Annotated in this window: 18 protein-coding genes; 9 read left to right on the forward strand and 9 right to left on the reverse strand. The window is 39.3% G+C overall.

The features are described 5' to 3' along the window. Nucleotides 1-39: 39 nt before the first annotated feature. From hemL to GQR38_RS01945, 4 genes are all read right to left on the reverse strand, one after another. Nucleotides 40-1,320: a glutamate-1-semialdehyde 2,1-aminomutase gene (hemL, locus tag GQR38_RS01930; protein WP_024589288.1), complete on the reverse strand. Its 1,281-nt coding sequence runs from the start codon at nt 1,318-1,320 to the stop codon at nt 40-42. A 33-nt stretch (nt 1,321-1,353) separates the two neighbouring features. Beyond that, nucleotides 1,354-2,370, reverse strand: a complete 1,017-nt coding sequence (locus GQR38_RS01935; RefSeq protein ID WP_007584862.1) for an aspartate carbamoyltransferase — start codon at nt 2,368-2,370, stop codon at nt 1,354-1,356. 114 nt (nt 2,371-2,484) lie between these two features. Next, entirely contained in the window at nt 2,485-2,919 is a 435-nt protein-coding gene (locus GQR38_RS01940; RefSeq protein WP_007584864.1) for a CopD family protein, read from the reverse strand. Between the two features lie 15 nt (nt 2,920-2,934). Continuing rightward, nucleotides 2,935-4,617 (reverse strand): chloride channel protein, encoded by a 1,683-nt coding sequence (locus tag GQR38_RS01945; RefSeq protein ID WP_007584866.1) that lies wholly within the window; start codon nt 4,615-4,617, stop codon nt 2,935-2,937. 322 nt (nt 4,618-4,939) lie between these two features. Between GQR38_RS01945 and erpA the strand changes: the two genes are divergently transcribed. Next, a complete protein-coding gene (gene erpA, locus GQR38_RS01950; RefSeq protein ID WP_002958911.1) occupies nt 4,940-5,278 on the forward strand; it encodes an iron-sulfur cluster insertion protein ErpA in 339 nt (112 codons plus the stop codon). A gap of 49 nt (nt 5,279-5,327) precedes the next feature. On the opposite strand, the gene GQR38_RS01955 is transcribed toward erpA, so the two are convergent. Further along, nucleotides 5,328-5,516 (reverse strand): hypothetical protein, encoded by a 189-nt coding sequence (locus GQR38_RS01955; RefSeq protein WP_010555198.1) that lies wholly within the window; start codon nt 5,514-5,516, stop codon nt 5,328-5,330. A gap of 452 nt (nt 5,517-5,968) precedes the next feature. Here GQR38_RS01955 and GQR38_RS01960 point away from each other — a divergent pair, with 452 nt between their 5' ends. Further along, a complete protein-coding gene (locus GQR38_RS01960; RefSeq protein WP_007584874.1) occupies nt 5,969-6,208 on the forward strand; it encodes a helix-turn-helix transcriptional regulator in 240 nt (79 codons plus the stop codon). 70 nt (nt 6,209-6,278) lie between these two features. On the opposite strand, the gene GQR38_RS01965 is transcribed toward GQR38_RS01960, so the two are convergent. The 4 genes from GQR38_RS01965 to GQR38_RS01980 are packed head-to-tail and all read right to left on the reverse strand — an operon-like array spanning nt 6,279 to nt 10,035. Then, nucleotides 6,279-7,658: an MFS transporter gene (locus GQR38_RS01965; protein WP_007584875.1), complete on the reverse strand. Its 1,380-nt coding sequence runs from the start codon at nt 7,656-7,658 to the stop codon at nt 6,279-6,281. Between the two features lie 50 nt (nt 7,659-7,708). Beyond that, nucleotides 7,709-8,329, reverse strand: a complete 621-nt coding sequence (locus GQR38_RS01970; protein ID WP_165721273.1) for a peptidylprolyl isomerase — start codon at nt 8,327-8,329, stop codon at nt 7,709-7,711. Nucleotides 8,330-8,331: 2 nt separating this feature from the next. Beyond that, nucleotides 8,332-8,892 (reverse strand): YajG family lipoprotein, encoded by a 561-nt coding sequence (locus tag GQR38_RS01975; RefSeq protein WP_165721274.1) that lies wholly within the window; start codon nt 8,890-8,892, stop codon nt 8,332-8,334. After that, nucleotides 8,893-10,035, reverse strand: a complete 1,143-nt coding sequence (locus GQR38_RS01980; protein ID WP_010555194.1) for a methyltransferase — start codon at nt 10,033-10,035, stop codon at nt 8,893-8,895. It abuts the gene before it with no gap. A gap of 42 nt (nt 10,036-10,077) precedes the next feature. Here GQR38_RS01980 and GQR38_RS01985 point away from each other — a divergent pair, with 42 nt between their 5' ends. From GQR38_RS01985 to GQR38_RS02015, 7 genes are all read left to right on the forward strand, one after another. Continuing rightward, on the forward strand, nt 10,078-10,704 hold the full coding sequence (locus GQR38_RS01985; protein WP_165721275.1) for an alpha-ketoglutarate-dependent dioxygenase AlkB: 627 nt from the start codon (nt 10,078-10,080) through the stop codon (nt 10,702-10,704). Between the two features lie 46 nt (nt 10,705-10,750). Next, on the forward strand, nt 10,751-11,062 hold the full coding sequence (locus GQR38_RS01990; protein WP_165721276.1) for a BolA/IbaG family iron-sulfur metabolism protein: 312 nt from the start codon (nt 10,751-10,753) through the stop codon (nt 11,060-11,062). Between the two features lie 107 nt (nt 11,063-11,169). Then, the gene (gene fabV / locus GQR38_RS01995) at nt 11,170-12,363 is read left to right on the forward strand and encodes an enoyl-ACP reductase FabV (RefSeq protein ID WP_165721277.1); all 1,194 of its coding nucleotides are present in this window, start codon (nt 11,170-11,172) and stop codon (nt 12,361-12,363) included. Nucleotides 12,364-12,992: 629 nt separating this feature from the next. After that, nucleotides 12,993-14,336 carry a Na(+)-translocating NADH-quinone reductase subunit A gene (locus tag GQR38_RS02000; RefSeq protein WP_165721278.1) on the forward strand — a complete coding sequence of 448 codons (1,344 nt, stop codon included), beginning with the start codon at nt 12,993-12,995 and terminating at the stop codon, nt 14,334-14,336. A 4-nt stretch (nt 14,337-14,340) separates the two neighbouring features. Continuing rightward, nucleotides 14,341-15,543, forward strand: coding sequence for an NADH:ubiquinone reductase (Na(+)-transporting) subunit B (locus GQR38_RS02005; protein WP_007584889.1), 1,203 nt, complete (start codon nt 14,341-14,343; stop codon nt 15,541-15,543). Next, nucleotides 15,536-16,288, forward strand: coding sequence for a Na(+)-translocating NADH-quinone reductase subunit C (locus GQR38_RS02010; RefSeq protein ID WP_007584890.1), 753 nt, complete (start codon nt 15,536-15,538; stop codon nt 16,286-16,288). The genes GQR38_RS02005 and GQR38_RS02010 overlap by 8 nt, the downstream gene beginning before the upstream one ends. Continuing rightward, nucleotides 16,288-16,920, forward strand: a complete 633-nt coding sequence (locus GQR38_RS02015; RefSeq protein WP_007584891.1) for an NADH:ubiquinone reductase (Na(+)-transporting) subunit D — start codon at nt 16,288-16,290, stop codon at nt 16,918-16,920. The genes GQR38_RS02010 and GQR38_RS02015 overlap by 1 nt, the downstream gene beginning before the upstream one ends. The last annotated feature ends 6 nt before the right edge of the window (nt 16,921-16,926 follow it).

Consider the following 16,926-nt stretch of genomic DNA (forward strand, 5'->3'; position numbering starts at 1 on the left):
AAAAACAAGCGCTTATAAAATATAAAAAGTAATTTTAACTTAAAGTTTAGCAAACGAGCGTTCTGCTGCCGCTATTGTTTCTTTTACTTCTTGCTCAGTATGCGCAGCACATACAAAACCAGCTTCAAATGCTGATGGAGCAAGGTACACACCTTCTTCAAGCATAAGGTGGAAAAAACGTTTGAAGCGCTCTAGGTCGCATTCAGTAGCTTGTTTGTATGTCGTTACTTTTTCAGCATCAGTAAAAAAGAATCCATACATGCCGCCAGCATAATTAGTTGTTAATGCAATGCCTGCTTTTTTAGCGCCAGCTTCAAAGCCTTCACAAATTGCTTTAGACGTTGCTTCTAACTTATCGTGTAGACCTGGCTCACATAATAGCTCAAGTGATTTTAAACCTGCAGCCATCGCAATAGGGTTACCAGAAAGAGTACCCGCTTGGTAAACAGGGCCCACAGGCGCAATGTAATCCATTATTTCTGTTTTACCACCAAACGCGCCAACAGGCATGCCGCCGCCAATGACTTTACCTAAACACGTAAGGTCTGGTTTAATGTTGTAATACGCTTGAGCGCCGCCAAGTGCAACACGAAAACCCGTCATTACTTCATCAAAAATAAGTACTGATTTATATTCGTCACACACATCACGCAAACCTTCTAAAAAGCCAGGTACTGGTGGAATGCAGTTCATGTTACCGGCTACTGGCTCTACAATAATACAGGCAATTTCGTCAGCGTATTTTGCAAAAATAGCTTTTACTTCATCTAGGTTATTAAACGATACAGTAAGCGTATGCTTAGCAAAGTCCTCAGGAATACCAGGAGAATTAGGTACGCCCATTGTTAGTGCACCAGAGCCTGCCTTAACTAATAACGAGTCAGCATGGCCGTGGTAACAACCTTCAAATTTTAATATTTTATCGCGGCCGGTAAAGCCACGTGCTAAACGAATTGCACTCATTGTTGCTTCAGTGCCTGAGCTAACCATGCGTACTTTTTCGATTGATGGAACCAGCTCTTTTACTTTTTCAGCCATTAATATTTCGGCTTCAGTTGGCGCACCATAGCTAAGGCCATTTTCTACGGCTTCGTGCACGGCTTGTTTAATTGCAGGGTGGTTATGGCCCATGATCATAGGCCCCCAAGAGCCAACATAATCAATGTAACGATTACCGTCGGCATCAAATGTAAACGCGCCTTCTGCTTTTGTAATAAATAGCGGCGTACCGCCTACACCATTAAAAGCACGAACTGGCGAGTTTACGCCACCTGGAATAGAGGCTTGAGCGCGTTCAAATAAGTCTTGGCTAATTGTCATGAAAAATCCTATAAATTGTCACTTAAAGAAGGTTTAGCTGTCGCGTTTGCGGCTAAACCAAGGTACGTCCACTTCATACTTATCGACTTTATTTTCTACGCCGAGTGTTAAAGCAAACAGTGCCATACGAATTAATACGCCATTTTGTACTTGGCGGAATATTGCTAAATTGTCGTTACTGTTTAAGTCGTTATCAAGCTCGTTGGCTTCTAAGCGACTATCACGTGGTAACGGATGCATTAGTACAGAGTTAGGTTTGCAATGAGCGCTGTAAATAGATTGGCTAATTCTAAAACCGCCACGGTATTTATTTGCTTCTTCTTGTGAAGGAAAACGCTCTTCTTGAATACGTGTTTGGTAGACAATATCGGCGGCTAAATTACCTTCCATCTTGTTTACTAGCTCAATTTTGTGTCCTGCATTTTCTACGGCATCTAAAATGCTCGTTGGCATTTGTAGGCCATCAGGCGCGACCATCGAAAACTTTACGTTTTTATAATGGCACAATAGCTTTGATAGAGAATGCACTGTGCGACCATATTTTAAATCACCCACAAGCGCTATATGCATGCCATCAATATTTTGATCAAAACGGTGTAATTCACGCTCAATGGTTAATAAATCAAGTAATGCTTGAGTCGGGTGCTCATTTGGACCGTCGCCGCCATTAATAACTGGCACAGTACAGCCATCAGCAAATTCACTTACTGAGCCTGCGTCAGGGTGACGCATAGCAACAGCATCGGCGTAAGCTGAAATAACGCGCGCGGTATCGTAAAGTGATTCACCTTTTGCAAGCGCTGAGCTTTGCATACCTGTAGTTTCACGTACACCACCGCCTAGTAAGTTAAAGGCTGTACCAAAGCTAACTCGCGTGCGAGTGCTTGGTTCAAAAAACAAATTAGCTAAAATAGCGCCTTTAAGCACCGTTGTTTGCTTTTGTTTTTTAGCATAAGGCTCCATTTTTTTAGCTACTGCAAAAATACGTTCAATACAGTCTCTGTCTAGCTGATTTACAGACAGTATATGTTCGCCTTGGAAACTTAACATGGGGTAATTCCTAATCAATCAAATGGGCGCGATAATCCATAAATGGAGCACGCAATCGCGCGTGTTATAGCAAGTATTGTAAATTGCAGCGCAGTTTAACATGCACCGAAACGCTTATAAATTAGGTTTTATTACCGCAAGTGCCACTATGATGAGCAGCGCAATAACAGGGAGCTCATTAAAAATACGGTAAAAGCGGTCTGTTTTAGTGTTTCGGTCATGTTTAAAGTCACTTAATAACTTAAAACAGTAGCCGTGGTATAGGTATAAAATAATTACCAGTACAAGTTTGTAATGTAGCCACATACTGTATTTAAACCAATCACGACCATATTCAACAATGGTTAACACACCAAATACAGCCGTTAAAACAGCAAATGGGGTTACGAAATAAAGTAACCTGCGCTCCATAACTTTAAGCATAGAGTTACATGATCTTTCTTCGCTCATTGCGTGATATACAAATAATCGAGGCAAGTAAAAAATACCGGCAAACCACGCAATCATAAAAAATATGTGGAGTGTTTTATAAATCAATAATGCGCTCATAATAGTCCTTATTGCTTAAAGTAAGCTGTTACGAATGGTTAAAATATGATGAATTTGATCCCAGCGTAATAGCCCCATAATTTGTTGATTATCTAAAAGGTTATAAACGTAAAGCGCGCCACTTCTTTTATCTTTTAGTATATCGAATGCATCGGCTAGGGTGGCTTGGCTGCTGATGCCCTGCAAGCTAATGTAATTTATATTTATTGCTTCATCAGACATTAGCGTTAAATCGTATTCAGCGAGGCGATAGCCATTTTCTTCGTCAAAAACAATCAAGGGTGTTTGGCTATCCATGGCATCAAGCGTATTTTTTATTTGCTCTTTATCGTCTGAGTAGAGCAATTTAAAGTCTTCATCCATATCATCCATTATTCCCACTTTTTGTAATGCTTCGGTAGCGGGAGATACATGGTACGGCAATCCCTGAAAATCTAATTGCTGCAAAAATATGGAGCGATTTCCAAAAAATTGTAATGCAGTTACATATGCAGTGGTTATAACTATCATCGCAGGAACGATTATTTCAGGTGATGATGTAAGCTCCATTACTGTTGTTAATGCAGCAAGTGGTGCATGCAGTGTAGCCGCTAATAATCCAGCCATACCTAAAACCCCATACGTACCCGCAATATCAGTACCCGGGCTAATATATTGAGCAAAAAAGGCCATTAATGTCCCAATTAATACACCAAGCCCAATTACAGGACCAATTAAACCACCAGGAATACCCAAACCAATAGCAAACAATGTGGCAAGTAGTTTAGCGATTAAAATGGTAGTAAGCAGCTTTACGTTATCAGGCGATTCAACCGCGATAGTAATCGCACTCATACCAGAACCCATAGCATGAGGCACTGCGTAAGCTATTAAACTGGCAATACAGCCTGCGATTAGTAAACGAGGAAACATACTTAAAGGTTTAAATGTTTTAATAATTAGCATTAAGTTTTGATTAAAGCTAAATGCTATAGCGCCCAGCGCCATACCGCATAATATTAAATAAGGGTAATGCCAACCACTTAATGGCGCTATTGTAATGAGTGCAAGTTCAGAGCCTTCACCAAAAACAAACTGCGTAGCGAGTGCACCAGTAACAGCAGCAAGCATGATTGGCACAAATATGTGTACTTTATATTCTCGAAGTACCACTTCCATTACAAAAATAACGGCTGCAAGTGGGGTATTAAACGAAGCGGCTATACCTGCTGCAACGCCGCAACCACTTAAAGTACGCATGGCGTTATGCGGTAAATGTAGTTTATCCGCTAAAATACTCGCACCTGTTGCGCCCATATGTACGGAAGGCCCTTCTCGGCCAACCGAAAAACCGCTAATGAGTGCAAGTGCGCCACCAACAAATTGATTAACCGTATTGTATAAAGGCATTTGCCCGTAATGGCGTTTAATACGATGAATAACAAAAGGAATGCCTAAACGGTAATGTTTAAAGCCAGTAAATGCAGCAAAGCACGCAATTAAAAATGCGGCTATTAATGGCATTAAAACGCGTTCAAGAGTCGGTAGGGTAGTAAAGTCGTCAGGTGTTTCCAAAAATAAGCTTTGAAAAAACAAAATAGTTAAGCGAAATAAAATAATAAAAAATGCAGCAATTAATCCGGCAACTACGCCTAATAAGCATAATTGTACAGATGTTTTAGGTTTTGCCAGTCGACGCCTGAGTTGCTCAAGCCACATGCATTATTTCCTCGCCGCATTTTTCAGCAGCATTTTAGCAAAAGAGTTTAGTTAAGTCCTTGTGATTTTGAATTTTTCGTAACTTATATTAACAATTTGCAGTAAAGATTAAGACCTATTTTTTATAACTAAAATTTTTAATGAATTTATAGTTTACAAGGGTCGCTTTTAGTTTGCTTAAGTATTATTTTAGTGAGCTAATGTTTAGCCACTTTTTTACTAATTTATAGGTATAACTTAGAGTAAAGAGTTGTTTTACTATACTTGATTAAAACACTCGGGTATTAGATAATCACGCCATTGCGATATTGAGGGTTTTAAAATGTCTGAAGAATTACCAATTAAGTTCAGCGATGCAGCTGCTGTTCGCGTTAAACAGTTAATCGACGAAGAAGAAAATCCAGATTTAAAACTGCGTGTTTATGTAACAGGTGGTGGTTGTTCTGGTTTTCAATATGGTTTTACTTTTGATGAAAAAGCGAATCCTGGCGATTTAGAAATTGTAAAAAATGGTGTAACACTCGTTATCGATCCAATGAGCATTCAATATTTGGTTGACGGTGAAGTTGATTACACTGAGGGATTAGAAGGCGCACGCTTTTTTGTATCTAATCCTAATGCAACAACAACCTGTGGTTGTGGTGCAAGCTTTAGCGTTTAACAGCCAAACGCTAAATAGAATGAAGCCGCTTTTGCGGCTTTTTTAATGCCTACAAATCGGTTGGGGCATATTCGGTTATTTGCATTATCAATACAAAAAAGCCAAGTACAAAAGCAGAAAACGCTAAAATGTATATGAAGCCTTTTTTGCCTTGCTTAATTGGTACGCCGTTGTGGCGCAAAAAAAAGTACCAACCCAAGCACAACACAATCGGTAATAAAAAAAGAAGTCTGAACATTATTCGGCCTTTTTGGTGCTAATTATTGCTTAATCATAAACATGTGACGATAAATTGGAACAACATTGTTATAAAAATTCATTTAAATATTTTATAACTAGAAATTAATTTATTAATACTTTTTGAGTACTTAGGTCAATATTCAGCGTTTATAAATATTCACTCGTGTTCATATTTGTACCGAGTATGTAATTAGTTATTTAACCAAAGTGTTAATAGTATATAATGTATCCAAGAATGAGACGGGCAAAATTTCATTCTCAATAAAAACAAATCTTTACCACATTATTAGCGTAGTTTTTTAGCTATATTGGTGGAGTGAGTAGCAACACATGCTTTGTTAAGCAATAGCTTGCTATTGAAAATATGGTATGACTGCTTACTTGCCTACAGCTATTGATAGAGACTACTGCTTTAATAGGTACGTCAAATCATCTAGTAGGAGATGTAAAATGATGGGCAAAACAGTTTCTTCTGAAGAAAATGCAAAGCTAACAAAGTGGCTTAAAAGTAAGCGCCACGAAAAGGGTCATACAATGCGAAGCCTAGCACAAGTGCTGGGAACGCCTCATTCGTTTATCGGCAAGATTGAAAATCAAGAACGCCGTTTAGATGTGATTGAGTTTGTTCGTTATTGTACAGCTCTAGAAGTTGATCCACATGAAGCACTTAGCTTGCTAAAAGTAGATTAACTCAAACATTGCTTAGTACACTTTAAGGGGCACTTGATAGTGCTAAGCAATATGTTAATGCAGGGATGCATTAAATATTTTTATGATAATTTTTCTCAAGCTCATATAATTTATGCCTAATCAGGTATAAAAATATCAGCGAAGGTATAACCATCAAGGCTGTTAAAACAAAGAACAGCGACCAATTTCCCATTAACCAATCATCAATTACTACACCACTGTAGCTCGAAAGTAACGTTCGCCCTAAATTCCCTAACGACGCTAGTAATGCATAGTGTGTTGCACTAAATGCTCTATCGCATAGCATCGAAATAAAGGCCACCATAGCGACCAGCGACCACGCTTGCGTAAACCCATCAATAACAATAGCAAAGGCATACAGTCTTAAATCAGGGCCAACTAAAGCAATCCACGAAAAGGCTAAGTTTGAGGCCGCCATCGCAATGCCACTTACAAATAAACCTTTAACAATGCCATATTTTTGATTAAATAAACTGCCAACAAAGGTAAATATGATTGTAAGAACGGCAGTACCTACCTTTGAAAATGTAGCTATATCGCTATTGCTAAAACCAATTTCTTTATAAAAAACAATCGACATTCGCCCTAAAAATGCCTCACCTATTTTAAATAAGAAAATAAACGCAAGTAATGCCAGTGCCGTTTTAACGCCATTTTTAGTAAAAAAAGCTCTAAAGGGATCAATAACGGTTACCGCGAGCCACGCAACAGTTTTTGTAAGAGGGGTTTGTTTTGTAGAGGACAGTTTTTCAAGGTACACACGTTCAAGTTCGGCATGTACCGCTTCTCTATTTGATTCAGGCTCTTTTGCAAACAATGCTCCACTCATTAGCAGCAACATTACAGCAGCTAAAAAGTAATAAATTTGTGGCCAGTCGAGCGAGGGGATATCAGCCATATAAAATGGAATTGCACCTAAAAGCGCATAACCTGTCCACCAACCAGATGTTGCCATAGCGGCTGCCGCTGTTGCTTTGTGAGATTCGTTTGCTTTAAGTGTGTCTATTCTGAATGCATCAATAGCAATGTCTTGTGTTGCAGAAGCAATGGCGATTAACAAACAAATTGCAGCAACAATTGCTAAATTAGCTTTTAAATCAAGCCCAGCTAATAATAAGGTGCCAATAAAAATAAAGCTCTGGCAAAATAGTATCCAACTACGACGTTGGCCTAGCCATTTATATAAAATAGGGAGTTTTGTGCGGTCAATGAGCGGTGACCATAAAAAATTGATACTGTAAGCGCCAAATACAATGCCGAATAGGCCAATCATACTGCGGCTTAGCCCTTCATCCTTTAGCCAAGCCGACATAACAGAGCCAATTAATACCCACGGAAAACCGCTACTCATACCAAATATAAAAATATGGATTAAGCGTTTGTCTTTAAAGTAAGAAAAATATTCGCTAATAGAGAGAGATTTGCTCATAGGGCCTTCATTGGCTTAGATGCAGAGCAGCTAAGCTGCTCTTAAAAAAATTACAGTGGAACTTGTTCAAGCATTTTAATATTTAAGATGACCACTGGTTTTTTAGGAACAAAATCGTAACCAATTTTTTCATTAAACCCTGTTTCAACCGCCATAATTTTATCTAATGTTTCGTAGCCTTCCATCACATTACCAAAAACAGCAAAACCCCAATCTTTACCTGGGTTTAAGTGATCATTATTATCCATGTTAAAAAAGAACTGACGAGTACCAGAGTGCGGTTCACGGTCTTGATACGCCATAGCAATGCTATACATATCGTTTTTCATACCGTTACCGCTTTCATTAAAAATAGGATCGTTTTCGTGTAAGCCGTCGTAATCTTTATCGTAGCCACCACCTTGAATAACAAAGTCGCGGTCGTTTTCTACATCGCGCTCAATACGATGAAAAACACTGCCTTGATAGCTTTTATCTGACACGTAAGTTAAAAAGTTATTGACCGTAATAGGCGCTCTCGAACGGTCCAGTTCAACAACAATACTGCCCATTGTCGTTACGATTTCGACGCGTGGAAAAATATTATCTTTTTGAACAAAGCGGCCTTCTTGGGCTGCCAAGCTACTTACACTAAAAAATAGGCCTAAGCAGATTAAAAAAAGTCGTTTCATAGTTAACCTTCTAAAAATTCTATTAATTCAGGGTCAGATACAATGCGGGTAATAATTTGCTCAGTCAACTTATTGAGCTGACCTTCTATTTTTGCTCGCTCGTGACTAAACGGACCTTCTAAATTAGCACTGCCTCTATACACTTTATTAAAATTACTTGAGGCGCGAATAACGCGCACGCCAAGCTCTATATGGGCTTCGCTGGTATGGCTCACAAGTTTTTCGGTCACAACAGCCTGCAGTGCATGAATATCTACTTCAAAGCGAACAGTTGCCAAGTTAGAAATGCTGGCACCATTGCGGCTAAGGGCGCTGTCTAAAACACTTTTAACTGATTCAGTAAGACCTTGGCTTGCAAAGGTTTTAGTTTTGTCTGATTCAATAAGTTTAAGTGTTGACGAATCGCCACGTAAATCAATTACACTGGTGCTTAAGCTACTATTTATAGTGCTTATTTGACCACTTTTATAAACAGGATTGAGTATTACTTGGCTAGGCTGATTCGCACAGCCACCAAGTATTAGTAATACACAACACCCAATTATAATGTTTGTTAATTTCATTTATAGCATTCCACTATTTTTAGTTGCACTTAGAACGACAAACTTTTTGTTTGAGCCTAACAACTTACAGTTTCCGAACATGCGATTTAATTTATCGTGATAATCTAAATGACGATTACCAATAATACGCAGCTCGCCGCCTTCTTTTAAAGTATCTTTTGCTTGTTTAAACATTTGCCAAGCAATGTGATCGGTAACAGCTTGAGCTTGGTGAAATGGAGGATTACAAAGCACCATATCCACACTGTCTCTTTCAAAGCCTGTTAAACAATCGTTTTCGATGAACTCACAGTTATCAAACTTATCGCCTAGGTTAATTTCTACATTTAACCGGGCTGACTCTACTGCCATGTAAGACTCATCAACAAAGGTAATTGATGCATTAGGGCAACGAGCAAGCGTCATTAATCCAACAACGCCGTTACCACAGCCTAAATCAATAATGCTTTTAGCTTTAGGTGTTTCTGGTAAGTAGTTAAAAAAGAAGCGCGCACCAATATCTAACGAATCACGCGAAAACACATTTGCATGATTTGTTATATTAAACTCAGTACCTTCAAGCTCCCATGTTATAGGGAAGTCTGCTGCTTTATATCCGCCTTTAGCTGTGCTTAATATAAGGCGAGACTTTTTAACTGCTAGGCTTGTTGTTGTTTCACCAATAAATTGCTCAAATGATTTTATTGTTGAATTATGAATTTCTTTTGTTTTACCTGCGGCAATTACTGGTGTACCAGGTGCAAGTACTTCACTAAGTTCACTTAATTGGAACTGTAAAAAACCTACATTACGAGGGATTTTAATAAGTACTAAATCTACATCCTCTGGTAATGCCGACAAACTATCTACTTGCGTAAACTCTGCTGTAGGCAGCTTGTTTTCTTGTAAGTTATAAGCCGCAGCTTGGTGGCTAATATAAGAATCATTAACTGAACAAACCGTTAACTTATTAAAATAACAAGCAAGTGCACCAAAGCTATCGTTTAAAATAAGCAATGAGCGACAATCTGGGTGATGTTCGTTAACATAATTGATAAGGTACTCATCTGCCGAATCCCACGCTTGTAAGCTGCGGTTTTTTTGATCCAATGGAAAGCGTTCAAGAGTAAAGGTTTTATCGCCTAGCTGGGCTTGCGTCGTCATAATGGTTCGTTGATCAGTAATCTAATGTAGGTAAATTCTAACATGCAACGGCAAAACGCCAACCCCCAACAGTTACCAAATGGCTTTTCTTATCAAAGTAGGGCACTTAGTGCACAAAAAAGCCTCGATCTATTTTATTATTTGCAAAAAAACCTACGTTGGCAGCAACCCGATGTAACCGTTTATGGCAAAACGGGGCCTATTCCACGACTGCAATGTTTCATGAGTGATTTAAATATTGAATACGGCTATTCAAGTAGTAAGCAAATAGTAGAACCATGGGATGAATTGTTACTTAATATGCGAAAGCGTTTAGAAGCACATTTAAACCAGCCTCTAAACTCATTGCTCGTTAATTATTACCGAGATGGTAATGATACGATGGGATGGCACAGTGATGATGAAATAGAGCTTGGTGATAAACCAACAATTGTGTGTGTCTCTCTAGGAGCTGATCGGGTTTTAAAGTTAAAGCACAAGGCGAGCAATAAAGTAACCGACTTAAAGTTACAAAGCGGTAGTTGTTTGATTATGAACGATCACAGCCAACGAGATTATCAACATGCAATACCTAAGCAAACCACGCTTGGGCATCCGCGAATAAGTTTAACTTACCGATTTATAAAGCACATTAAGCAAAGTAATTTAGTTAGCCAATCGCTGCGTTAAATTGTTATAGTAAGTGTATAAATTAGCTAATTAAAACGGTCTTTTTATGTCAATGCAGCAACAGATCCAAGAAAAAATAAGCAACGCCATTGCGTGTAAACATTTAAACGTGATTAACGAAAGCCATATGCACAGTGCTGGCACTGAATCACACTTTAAAGTAGTAGTGGTTAGCGAAGATTTTGCGGGTAAGCGTTTATTACAACGTCATCGCGAAATTAATGAAATTTTGAAAGATGAGTTAGCAAATCATATTCATGCACTCGCTATTCATACATATACACCCGATGAGTATGCAGAGCAGGGCGGCGAAGCGCCTGATTCACCCAATTGTATGGGTGGCTCTAAAGTTAGCTAAGTAATGTTTTAGAGTATTTGATGAGTGTTTAACTGATCAGATCAGTGTTTTTAGTATTAGCCTTTAAACTAGCGCTAATTTTTATTGTAAAAGATATAGGATGATCAATGGTCATTAAGCCTAAAATTCGTGGATTTATCTGCACAAACGCACACCCAGCTGGTTGTGCAGAGCATGTTCAAGAACAAATTAACTATGTAAAACAACAAGGCGCATTAAAAAGTGCACCAAAAAATGTATTAGTTATTGGCGCATCAACAGGCTACGGCTTGGCATCGCGCATTACTGCTGCATTTGGTGGTGGTGCTAAAACATTAGGTATTTTCTTTGAAAAAGAAGGTACAGATCGTAAAACAGGCTCTGCTGGTTGGTACAATACCGCTGCTTTTCAAGAAGCTGCAGACGAAGCGGGTCTTTGGTCTAAAAATATTAATGGCGATGCGTTTTCTAACGAAATCAAGCAAAAAGCAATCGACACTATTAAAGCAGATTTGGGTAAAGTAGATTGTATTATTTACAGCCTAGCGTCTCCTCGTCGTACTGATCCAAATACAGGTGAAGTGTTCTCATCTACACTTAAGCCAATAGGTAATGCAGTAACCACTAAAAACTTAAATACATCAAAGCGTGAAATTGATGAAATTACGGTTGAAGCTGCAAATCAAGACGATATCGACAACACTATTAAAGTAATGGGTGGTGAAGATTGGGAAATGTGGATTGATGCATTAAAAGAAGCCGGTGTACTTGCCGATAACTTTAAAACTACAGCGTATACTTATATTGGTAAAGAGCTAACATGGCCAATATACGGACACGCTACTATTGGTAAAGCTAAAGAAGATTTAGACCGTGCAACGGCTGCTATTAAAGAATCGACAAAAGATTTAAATGGTGAGGCGTATGTTTCATCCCTTAATGCAGTAGTGACACAAGCAAGTTCTGCTATTCCTATTATGCCGTTATATATTTCTGCTTTATTTAAAGTTATGAAAGCAGATGGCACGTATGAAGGCACCATTGAGCAAATTCACGCATTATTTAGTGAAAACCTATATGGTGAATCGCCTCGCTTTGACGACGGTGGGCATTTATTACAAAACTATAAAGAGCTAGAAGATGATGTGCAAGCACGCGTTCAAGCTGTATGGGATAGTGTTGATACAAGCAGCATTGATGAGCTAACAGACTATGTTGGTTACCACAATGAGTTTTTACGCTTATTTGGTTTTGGTATAGACGGTGTTGACTACGATCAAGACATAGATTCAGTTAAGCCAATTGCTAATATGATTGACTAACAGAACTTAGGGCCTGTTTATCTTTCGAGTTTAAATTTGCAGCAGTCTGTTTGGTATTTAGGCAAGGCAGAGCCTATGTAGTGTGGTTATTCCCCATAAATGGGCGATAACGTAGCATTAATGCCAAACAGGCGCTGCCCAAAGGGTTCTGCCTAGGGGCTATTTACTCTTTGTTGCTCGGTTTTTACTTAGCCCACTAGGTTACAAACCTCACGCCGCGATTAAATAGCCCCTAGATTGAACAAATTTTAATCCTGAAAGGTCAACAGGCCCTAGTTATTAAAAGCCGCAATAGCGGCTTTTTTTGTATTATGCGATTTGTTTAATTTGCGATGAAATCAGGAACGATAATTGCTTAGGCTACCACTTTGGTCTACCTTGATTTTTATTTAAATCACTTAACAAAACTAAATAAGTGTTTCTGTCGTATAATTTTCATAAATACACTCGCATAGTCATCTAAAATGATGTTAAAATCTCGACAATATGTGATGAGTTTTACTACGTTGCTTGTTTGATATTTCTAGCAAGCTGCTCTTTTGTACCTTGATATAACTTGGAATAACTCAAATGGCGACGTGGTTGATACGATTTTTCAGTTTCTTTCCTTTAATGTAATGCAAGTGCGTATGATCAATATAAAAAAAGGTCTGGATTTACCCTTAGAGGGCGCGCCACAGCAAGTTATACATGACGGTTCTGCTGTCAAACGTGTAGCTGTGCTTGGCGAAGAGTTTATCGGTATGCGTCCAACCATGCATGTTCGTGTGGATGACCAAGTCAAAAAAGGCCAGGTACTTTTTGAAGATAAAAAGAACCCAGGCGTCCTATTTACTGCTCCAGCTTCTGGCACAGTAAAAGAAATAAATCGTGGTGCTAAACGTGTGCTGCAATCTGTTGTTATTGAAGTAACAGGCAGTGAGCAAATCACCTTTGACTCTTTCAAAGCAGACGAGCTTGCGAGCTTAGAGCGTGAAAAAGCCAAAGAAGTACTTATCCAGTCTGGTCAATGGACAGCACTTCGTGTTCGCCCATTCAGTAAAGTAGCGGCTGTGGATGCAAATCCTAGTTCTATTTTCGTGACCGCAACTGACACAAACCCATTAGCTGCAGATCCTGCAGTGATAATTGCCGAAAATGCGCAAGCATTTGAAGCGGGTCTTGCTGTTATTTCGCGTTTGACCGATGGCAAAGTATTTGTGTGTAAAAAAGCAGGTAGCCAAGTTCCTAGCTCATCTATAGCTCAAGTAGAAGTACATGAGTTTGGTGGTGTGCATCCGGCTGGCCTCGTTGGCACTCATATCCATCATCTTGATGCAGTTTCTGTTAGCAAACAAGTTTGGCATATTGGTTACCAAGACGTTATTGCGTATGGTCACCTATTCCTTACTGGTGAAATTTACACAAATCGTGTTATTTCGCTTGCAGGTCCTCGCGTTAAAAACCCACGTTTAGTGAAAACACAATTAGGTGCTTCATTGGATGATTTAGTGGCTGGTGAGCTAGAAGACGGAGATAACCGCGTTATTTCTGGTTCTGTTCTATCAGGTTCTATTTCAAACGGTGTTCATGCATTCTTAGGTCGTTACCACGTTCAAGTATCTGTTTTACTTGAAGGTCGCGAAAAAGAATTGTTTGGCTGGATTGCACCAGGTAGTGATAAATTCTCTGTAACGCGTACATTCCTTTCTCACCTTGCGCCGAGTCGTTTATTTAAAATGACAACGTCAACAGGTGGTTCAAAACGTGCCATGGTACCAATTGGTAGCTACGAGCGCGTAATGCCGCTAGATATTTTGCCTACTCTATTATTACGTGACTTAATTGCACGCGATTTAGACAGTGCAATTTCATTGGGCGCGCTTGAACTTGATGAAGAAGATTTAGCGTTATGTACCTTCGTTTGTCCAGGCAAATACGAGTATGGTTCTATCCTACGCGATTGCTTAACTACGATCGAGAAGGAAGGCTAGAGAGATGGGTTTAAAAAAATATCTAGAAGATATCGAGCCGAATTTTGAAGCCGGTGGTAAATATGAGAAGTTTTATGCACTGTATGAAGCAGCTGCAACTATTTTTTATACACCAGGCTACGTAAATAAAGGCGCGACACACGTACGCGATAATATCGACCTAAAACGCATGATGATTTTAGTGTGGATGGCGACGTTCCCAGCTATGTTTTTTGGTATGTTCAATATCGGTCATCAGGCCGCAGGTGCTTTAGCACAAGGTTTTGAACTAGCAAACACGTGGCAAGTTGGTTTGTTCCAGTTATTCGGTGGTGAATTAACCGCTGATGCAGGCTGGGGCGCTAAGATGTTCTATGGAGCATGTTTCTTCCTACCTATCTACGCGGTAACATTTGCAGTAGGTGGTTTTTGGGAAGTAATATTTGCTTCTGTGCGTAAGCATGAAATTAACGAAGGTTTCTTCGTTACTTCAGTATTATTCGCACTTATTTTGCCTGCAACGATTCCTTTATGGCAAGTTGCGTTAGGTATTACGTTTGGTGTAGTAATCGCTAAAGAAATCTTTGGTGGTACTGGCCGTAACTTCTTAAACCCTGCTTTAGCCGGTCGTGCGTTCTTATTCTTCGCATACCCAGCTCAAATCTCGGGTGACACAGTATGGACAGCAGTAGATTCTTTCTCTGGTGCAACTATGCTAGGCCAAGCTTTCATTGGGCAACTAGACTTTGCAAACATGGAATTATGGTGGAATGCGTTTTACGGTTTCATTCAAGGTTCTGTAGGTGAAACATCTACACTTGCATTGTTAGTAGGTGGTTTGTTCTTAATTTACGTTCGTATCGCTTCTTGGCGCATCGTACTAGGTGTATTCCTAGGTATGGTAGCAACTGCATTTTTACTAAATGCTGTTGGCTCAGAAACTAACCCTGTATTTGCAATGCCTTGGTATTGGCATTTAGTACTAGGTGGCTTTGCGTTTGGTATGTTCTTTATGGCTACTGACCCTGTATCAGCTGCATTTACTGACAAAGGTAAATTGGCATATGGTCTATTAATTGGCTTTATGGTGGTTATGATACGTGTTGTGAATCCTGCTTTCCCAGAAGGTATGATGCTAGCAATCTTATTTGCTAACTTATTCGCTCCACTGTTCGATCACTTTGTAGTGCAGGCTAATATTAAGCGGAGGTTGGCACGTAATGTCTAGTAATAACGAATCAATCGGTAAAACGTTATCAGTTGTTGTAGCACTATGTTTAGTGTGTGCAATCATTGTATCGTTTGCTTCTGTACAGCTTCGTCCTTTACAGCAAGCTAATAAAAACAAAGATATTCAAAGCAATATCTTGGCTGCTGCGGGTATCGATAAAGTTGAAAATGTTTTAGAAACATTTGATGCAAAAATCGAAGCGCGCGTTGTAAACATGACTACAGGTGAGTTTGTAGATACAGACCCAACAATTTTTGATTTTGAAAAAAGCAAATATGATGCAGCGCTAAGTGTTTCTCTTCAAGAGAAAGGCGTTAAAGATATTGCTGGTATTCAACGTGTGACTAAAGAGTCGCCGGTGTATATCTCTAAAAAAGAAGATGGCTCAGTTGATGCAATTATTCTTCCTATCCAAGGCTACGGCTTATGGGGCTTAATGTACGGTTTTATCTCGCTTGAAAGCGACGCTGAAACAGTTAAGAGCATTATCTTTTATAAGCATAATGAAACCCCAGGTCTAGGTGGCGAAATCCAAAATCCACAGTGGACTGCTACATGGGAAGGTAAAGAACTTCCAATTCAAATTGTTAAAGGTACTGCGGGCAATGATGAGCATAAGATCGATGGTCTTTCAGGTGCTACATTAACGTCTAACGGTGTTGATCATGCAGTTGACTTTTGGACTGGCGAAAATGGCTTTGGCCCTTTCCTTGCGAAAGTACGTAAAGGAGCATTGAAATAATGGCTGATACTAAAGAAATGAAGGCGGTCCTATTTGGTCCGGTTTTAGCTAACAACCCAATCGCACTACAAGTACTTGGTATTTGTTCTGCGCTAGCGGTAACGTCTAGCTTAAAAAATGCGTTAATCATGTCAATCGCATTGACATTAGTAACTGCATTTTCGAGCTTCTTTATCTCGCTTATTCGTAACCAGATCCCATCATCTGTTCGTATCATCGTACAAATGACAATTATTGCATCGTTGGTAATCGTTGTTGACCAAGTATTACAGGCATTCTCTTACGCTACGGCAAAAGAGCTTTCTGTATTCGTTGGTCTAATTATTACTAACTGTATTGTAATGGGTCGTGCTGAAGCATATGCGATGAAGTCGCCACCAATTATGTCTTTCCTTGACGGTATTGGTAATGGCTTAGGTTACTCTGTAGTACTACTTACTGTTGGTTTCATTCGTGAGCTATTCGGTAAGGGTTCACTATTCGGTGTTGATATTATCCCATTAGTACAAGATGGCGGTTGGTATCAGCCTATGGGTCTATTGATCTTACCACCGAGTGCATTCTTCATCATTGGTTTATTCATATGGGTACTTCGTACTTATAAGAAAGACCAAGTAGAAGCTAAAGCGTAAGGGGCA

This window comes from Pseudoalteromonas sp. c7(2019), assembly GCF_011378625.1.
Classification (GTDB): domain Bacteria; phylum Pseudomonadota; class Gammaproteobacteria; order Enterobacterales; family Alteromonadaceae; genus Pseudoalteromonas; species Pseudoalteromonas arctica.

Bases quoted from the DNA above. Each gene is read 5' to 3' on its own strand.
- hemL (WP_024589288.1), bottom strand. From the start codon at position 1,320: ATGACAATTAGCCAAGACTTATTTGAACGCGCTCAAGCCTCTATTCCA.
- GQR38_RS01935 (WP_007584862.1), bottom strand. From the start codon at position 2,370: ATGTTAAGTTTCCAAGGCGAACATATACTGTCTGTAAATCAGCTAGAC.
- GQR38_RS01940 (WP_007584864.1), bottom strand. From the start codon at position 2,919: ATGAGCGCATTATTGATTTATAAAACACTCCACATATTTTTTATGATT.
- GQR38_RS01945 (WP_007584866.1), bottom strand. From the start codon at position 4,617: ATGTGGCTTGAGCAACTCAGGCGTCGACTGGCAAAACCTAAAACATCT.
- erpA (WP_002958911.1), top strand. From the start codon at position 4,940: ATGTCTGAAGAATTACCAATTAAGTTCAGCGATGCAGCTGCTGTTCGC.
- GQR38_RS01955 (WP_010555198.1), bottom strand. From the start codon at position 5,516: ATGTTCAGACTTCTTTTTTTATTACCGATTGTGTTGTGCTTGGGTTGG.
- GQR38_RS01960 (WP_007584874.1), top strand. From the start codon at position 5,969: ATGATGGGCAAAACAGTTTCTTCTGAAGAAAATGCAAAGCTAACAAAG.
- GQR38_RS01965 (WP_007584875.1), bottom strand. From the start codon at position 7,658: ATGAGCAAATCTCTCTCTATTAGCGAATATTTTTCTTACTTTAAAGAC.
- GQR38_RS01970 (WP_165721273.1), bottom strand. From the start codon at position 8,329: ATGAAACGACTTTTTTTAATCTGCTTAGGCCTATTTTTTAGTGTAAGT.
- GQR38_RS01975 (WP_165721274.1), bottom strand. From the start codon at position 8,892: ATGAAATTAACAAACATTATAATTGGGTGTTGTGTATTACTAATACTT.
- GQR38_RS01980 (WP_010555194.1), bottom strand. From the start codon at position 10,035: ATGACGACGCAAGCCCAGCTAGGCGATAAAACCTTTACTCTTGAACGC.
- GQR38_RS01985 (WP_165721275.1), top strand. From the start codon at position 10,078: ATGCAACGGCAAAACGCCAACCCCCAACAGTTACCAAATGGCTTTTCT.
- GQR38_RS01990 (WP_165721276.1), top strand. From the start codon at position 10,751: ATGTCAATGCAGCAACAGATCCAAGAAAAAATAAGCAACGCCATTGCG.
- fabV (WP_165721277.1), top strand. From the start codon at position 11,170: ATGGTCATTAAGCCTAAAATTCGTGGATTTATCTGCACAAACGCACAC.
- GQR38_RS02000 (WP_165721278.1), top strand. From the start codon at position 12,993: ATGATCAATATAAAAAAAGGTCTGGATTTACCCTTAGAGGGCGCGCCA.
- GQR38_RS02005 (WP_007584889.1), top strand. From the start codon at position 14,341: ATGGGTTTAAAAAAATATCTAGAAGATATCGAGCCGAATTTTGAAGCC.
- GQR38_RS02010 (WP_007584890.1), top strand. From the start codon at position 15,536: ATGTCTAGTAATAACGAATCAATCGGTAAAACGTTATCAGTTGTTGTA.
- GQR38_RS02015 (WP_007584891.1), top strand. From the start codon at position 16,288: ATGGCTGATACTAAAGAAATGAAGGCGGTCCTATTTGGTCCGGTTTTA.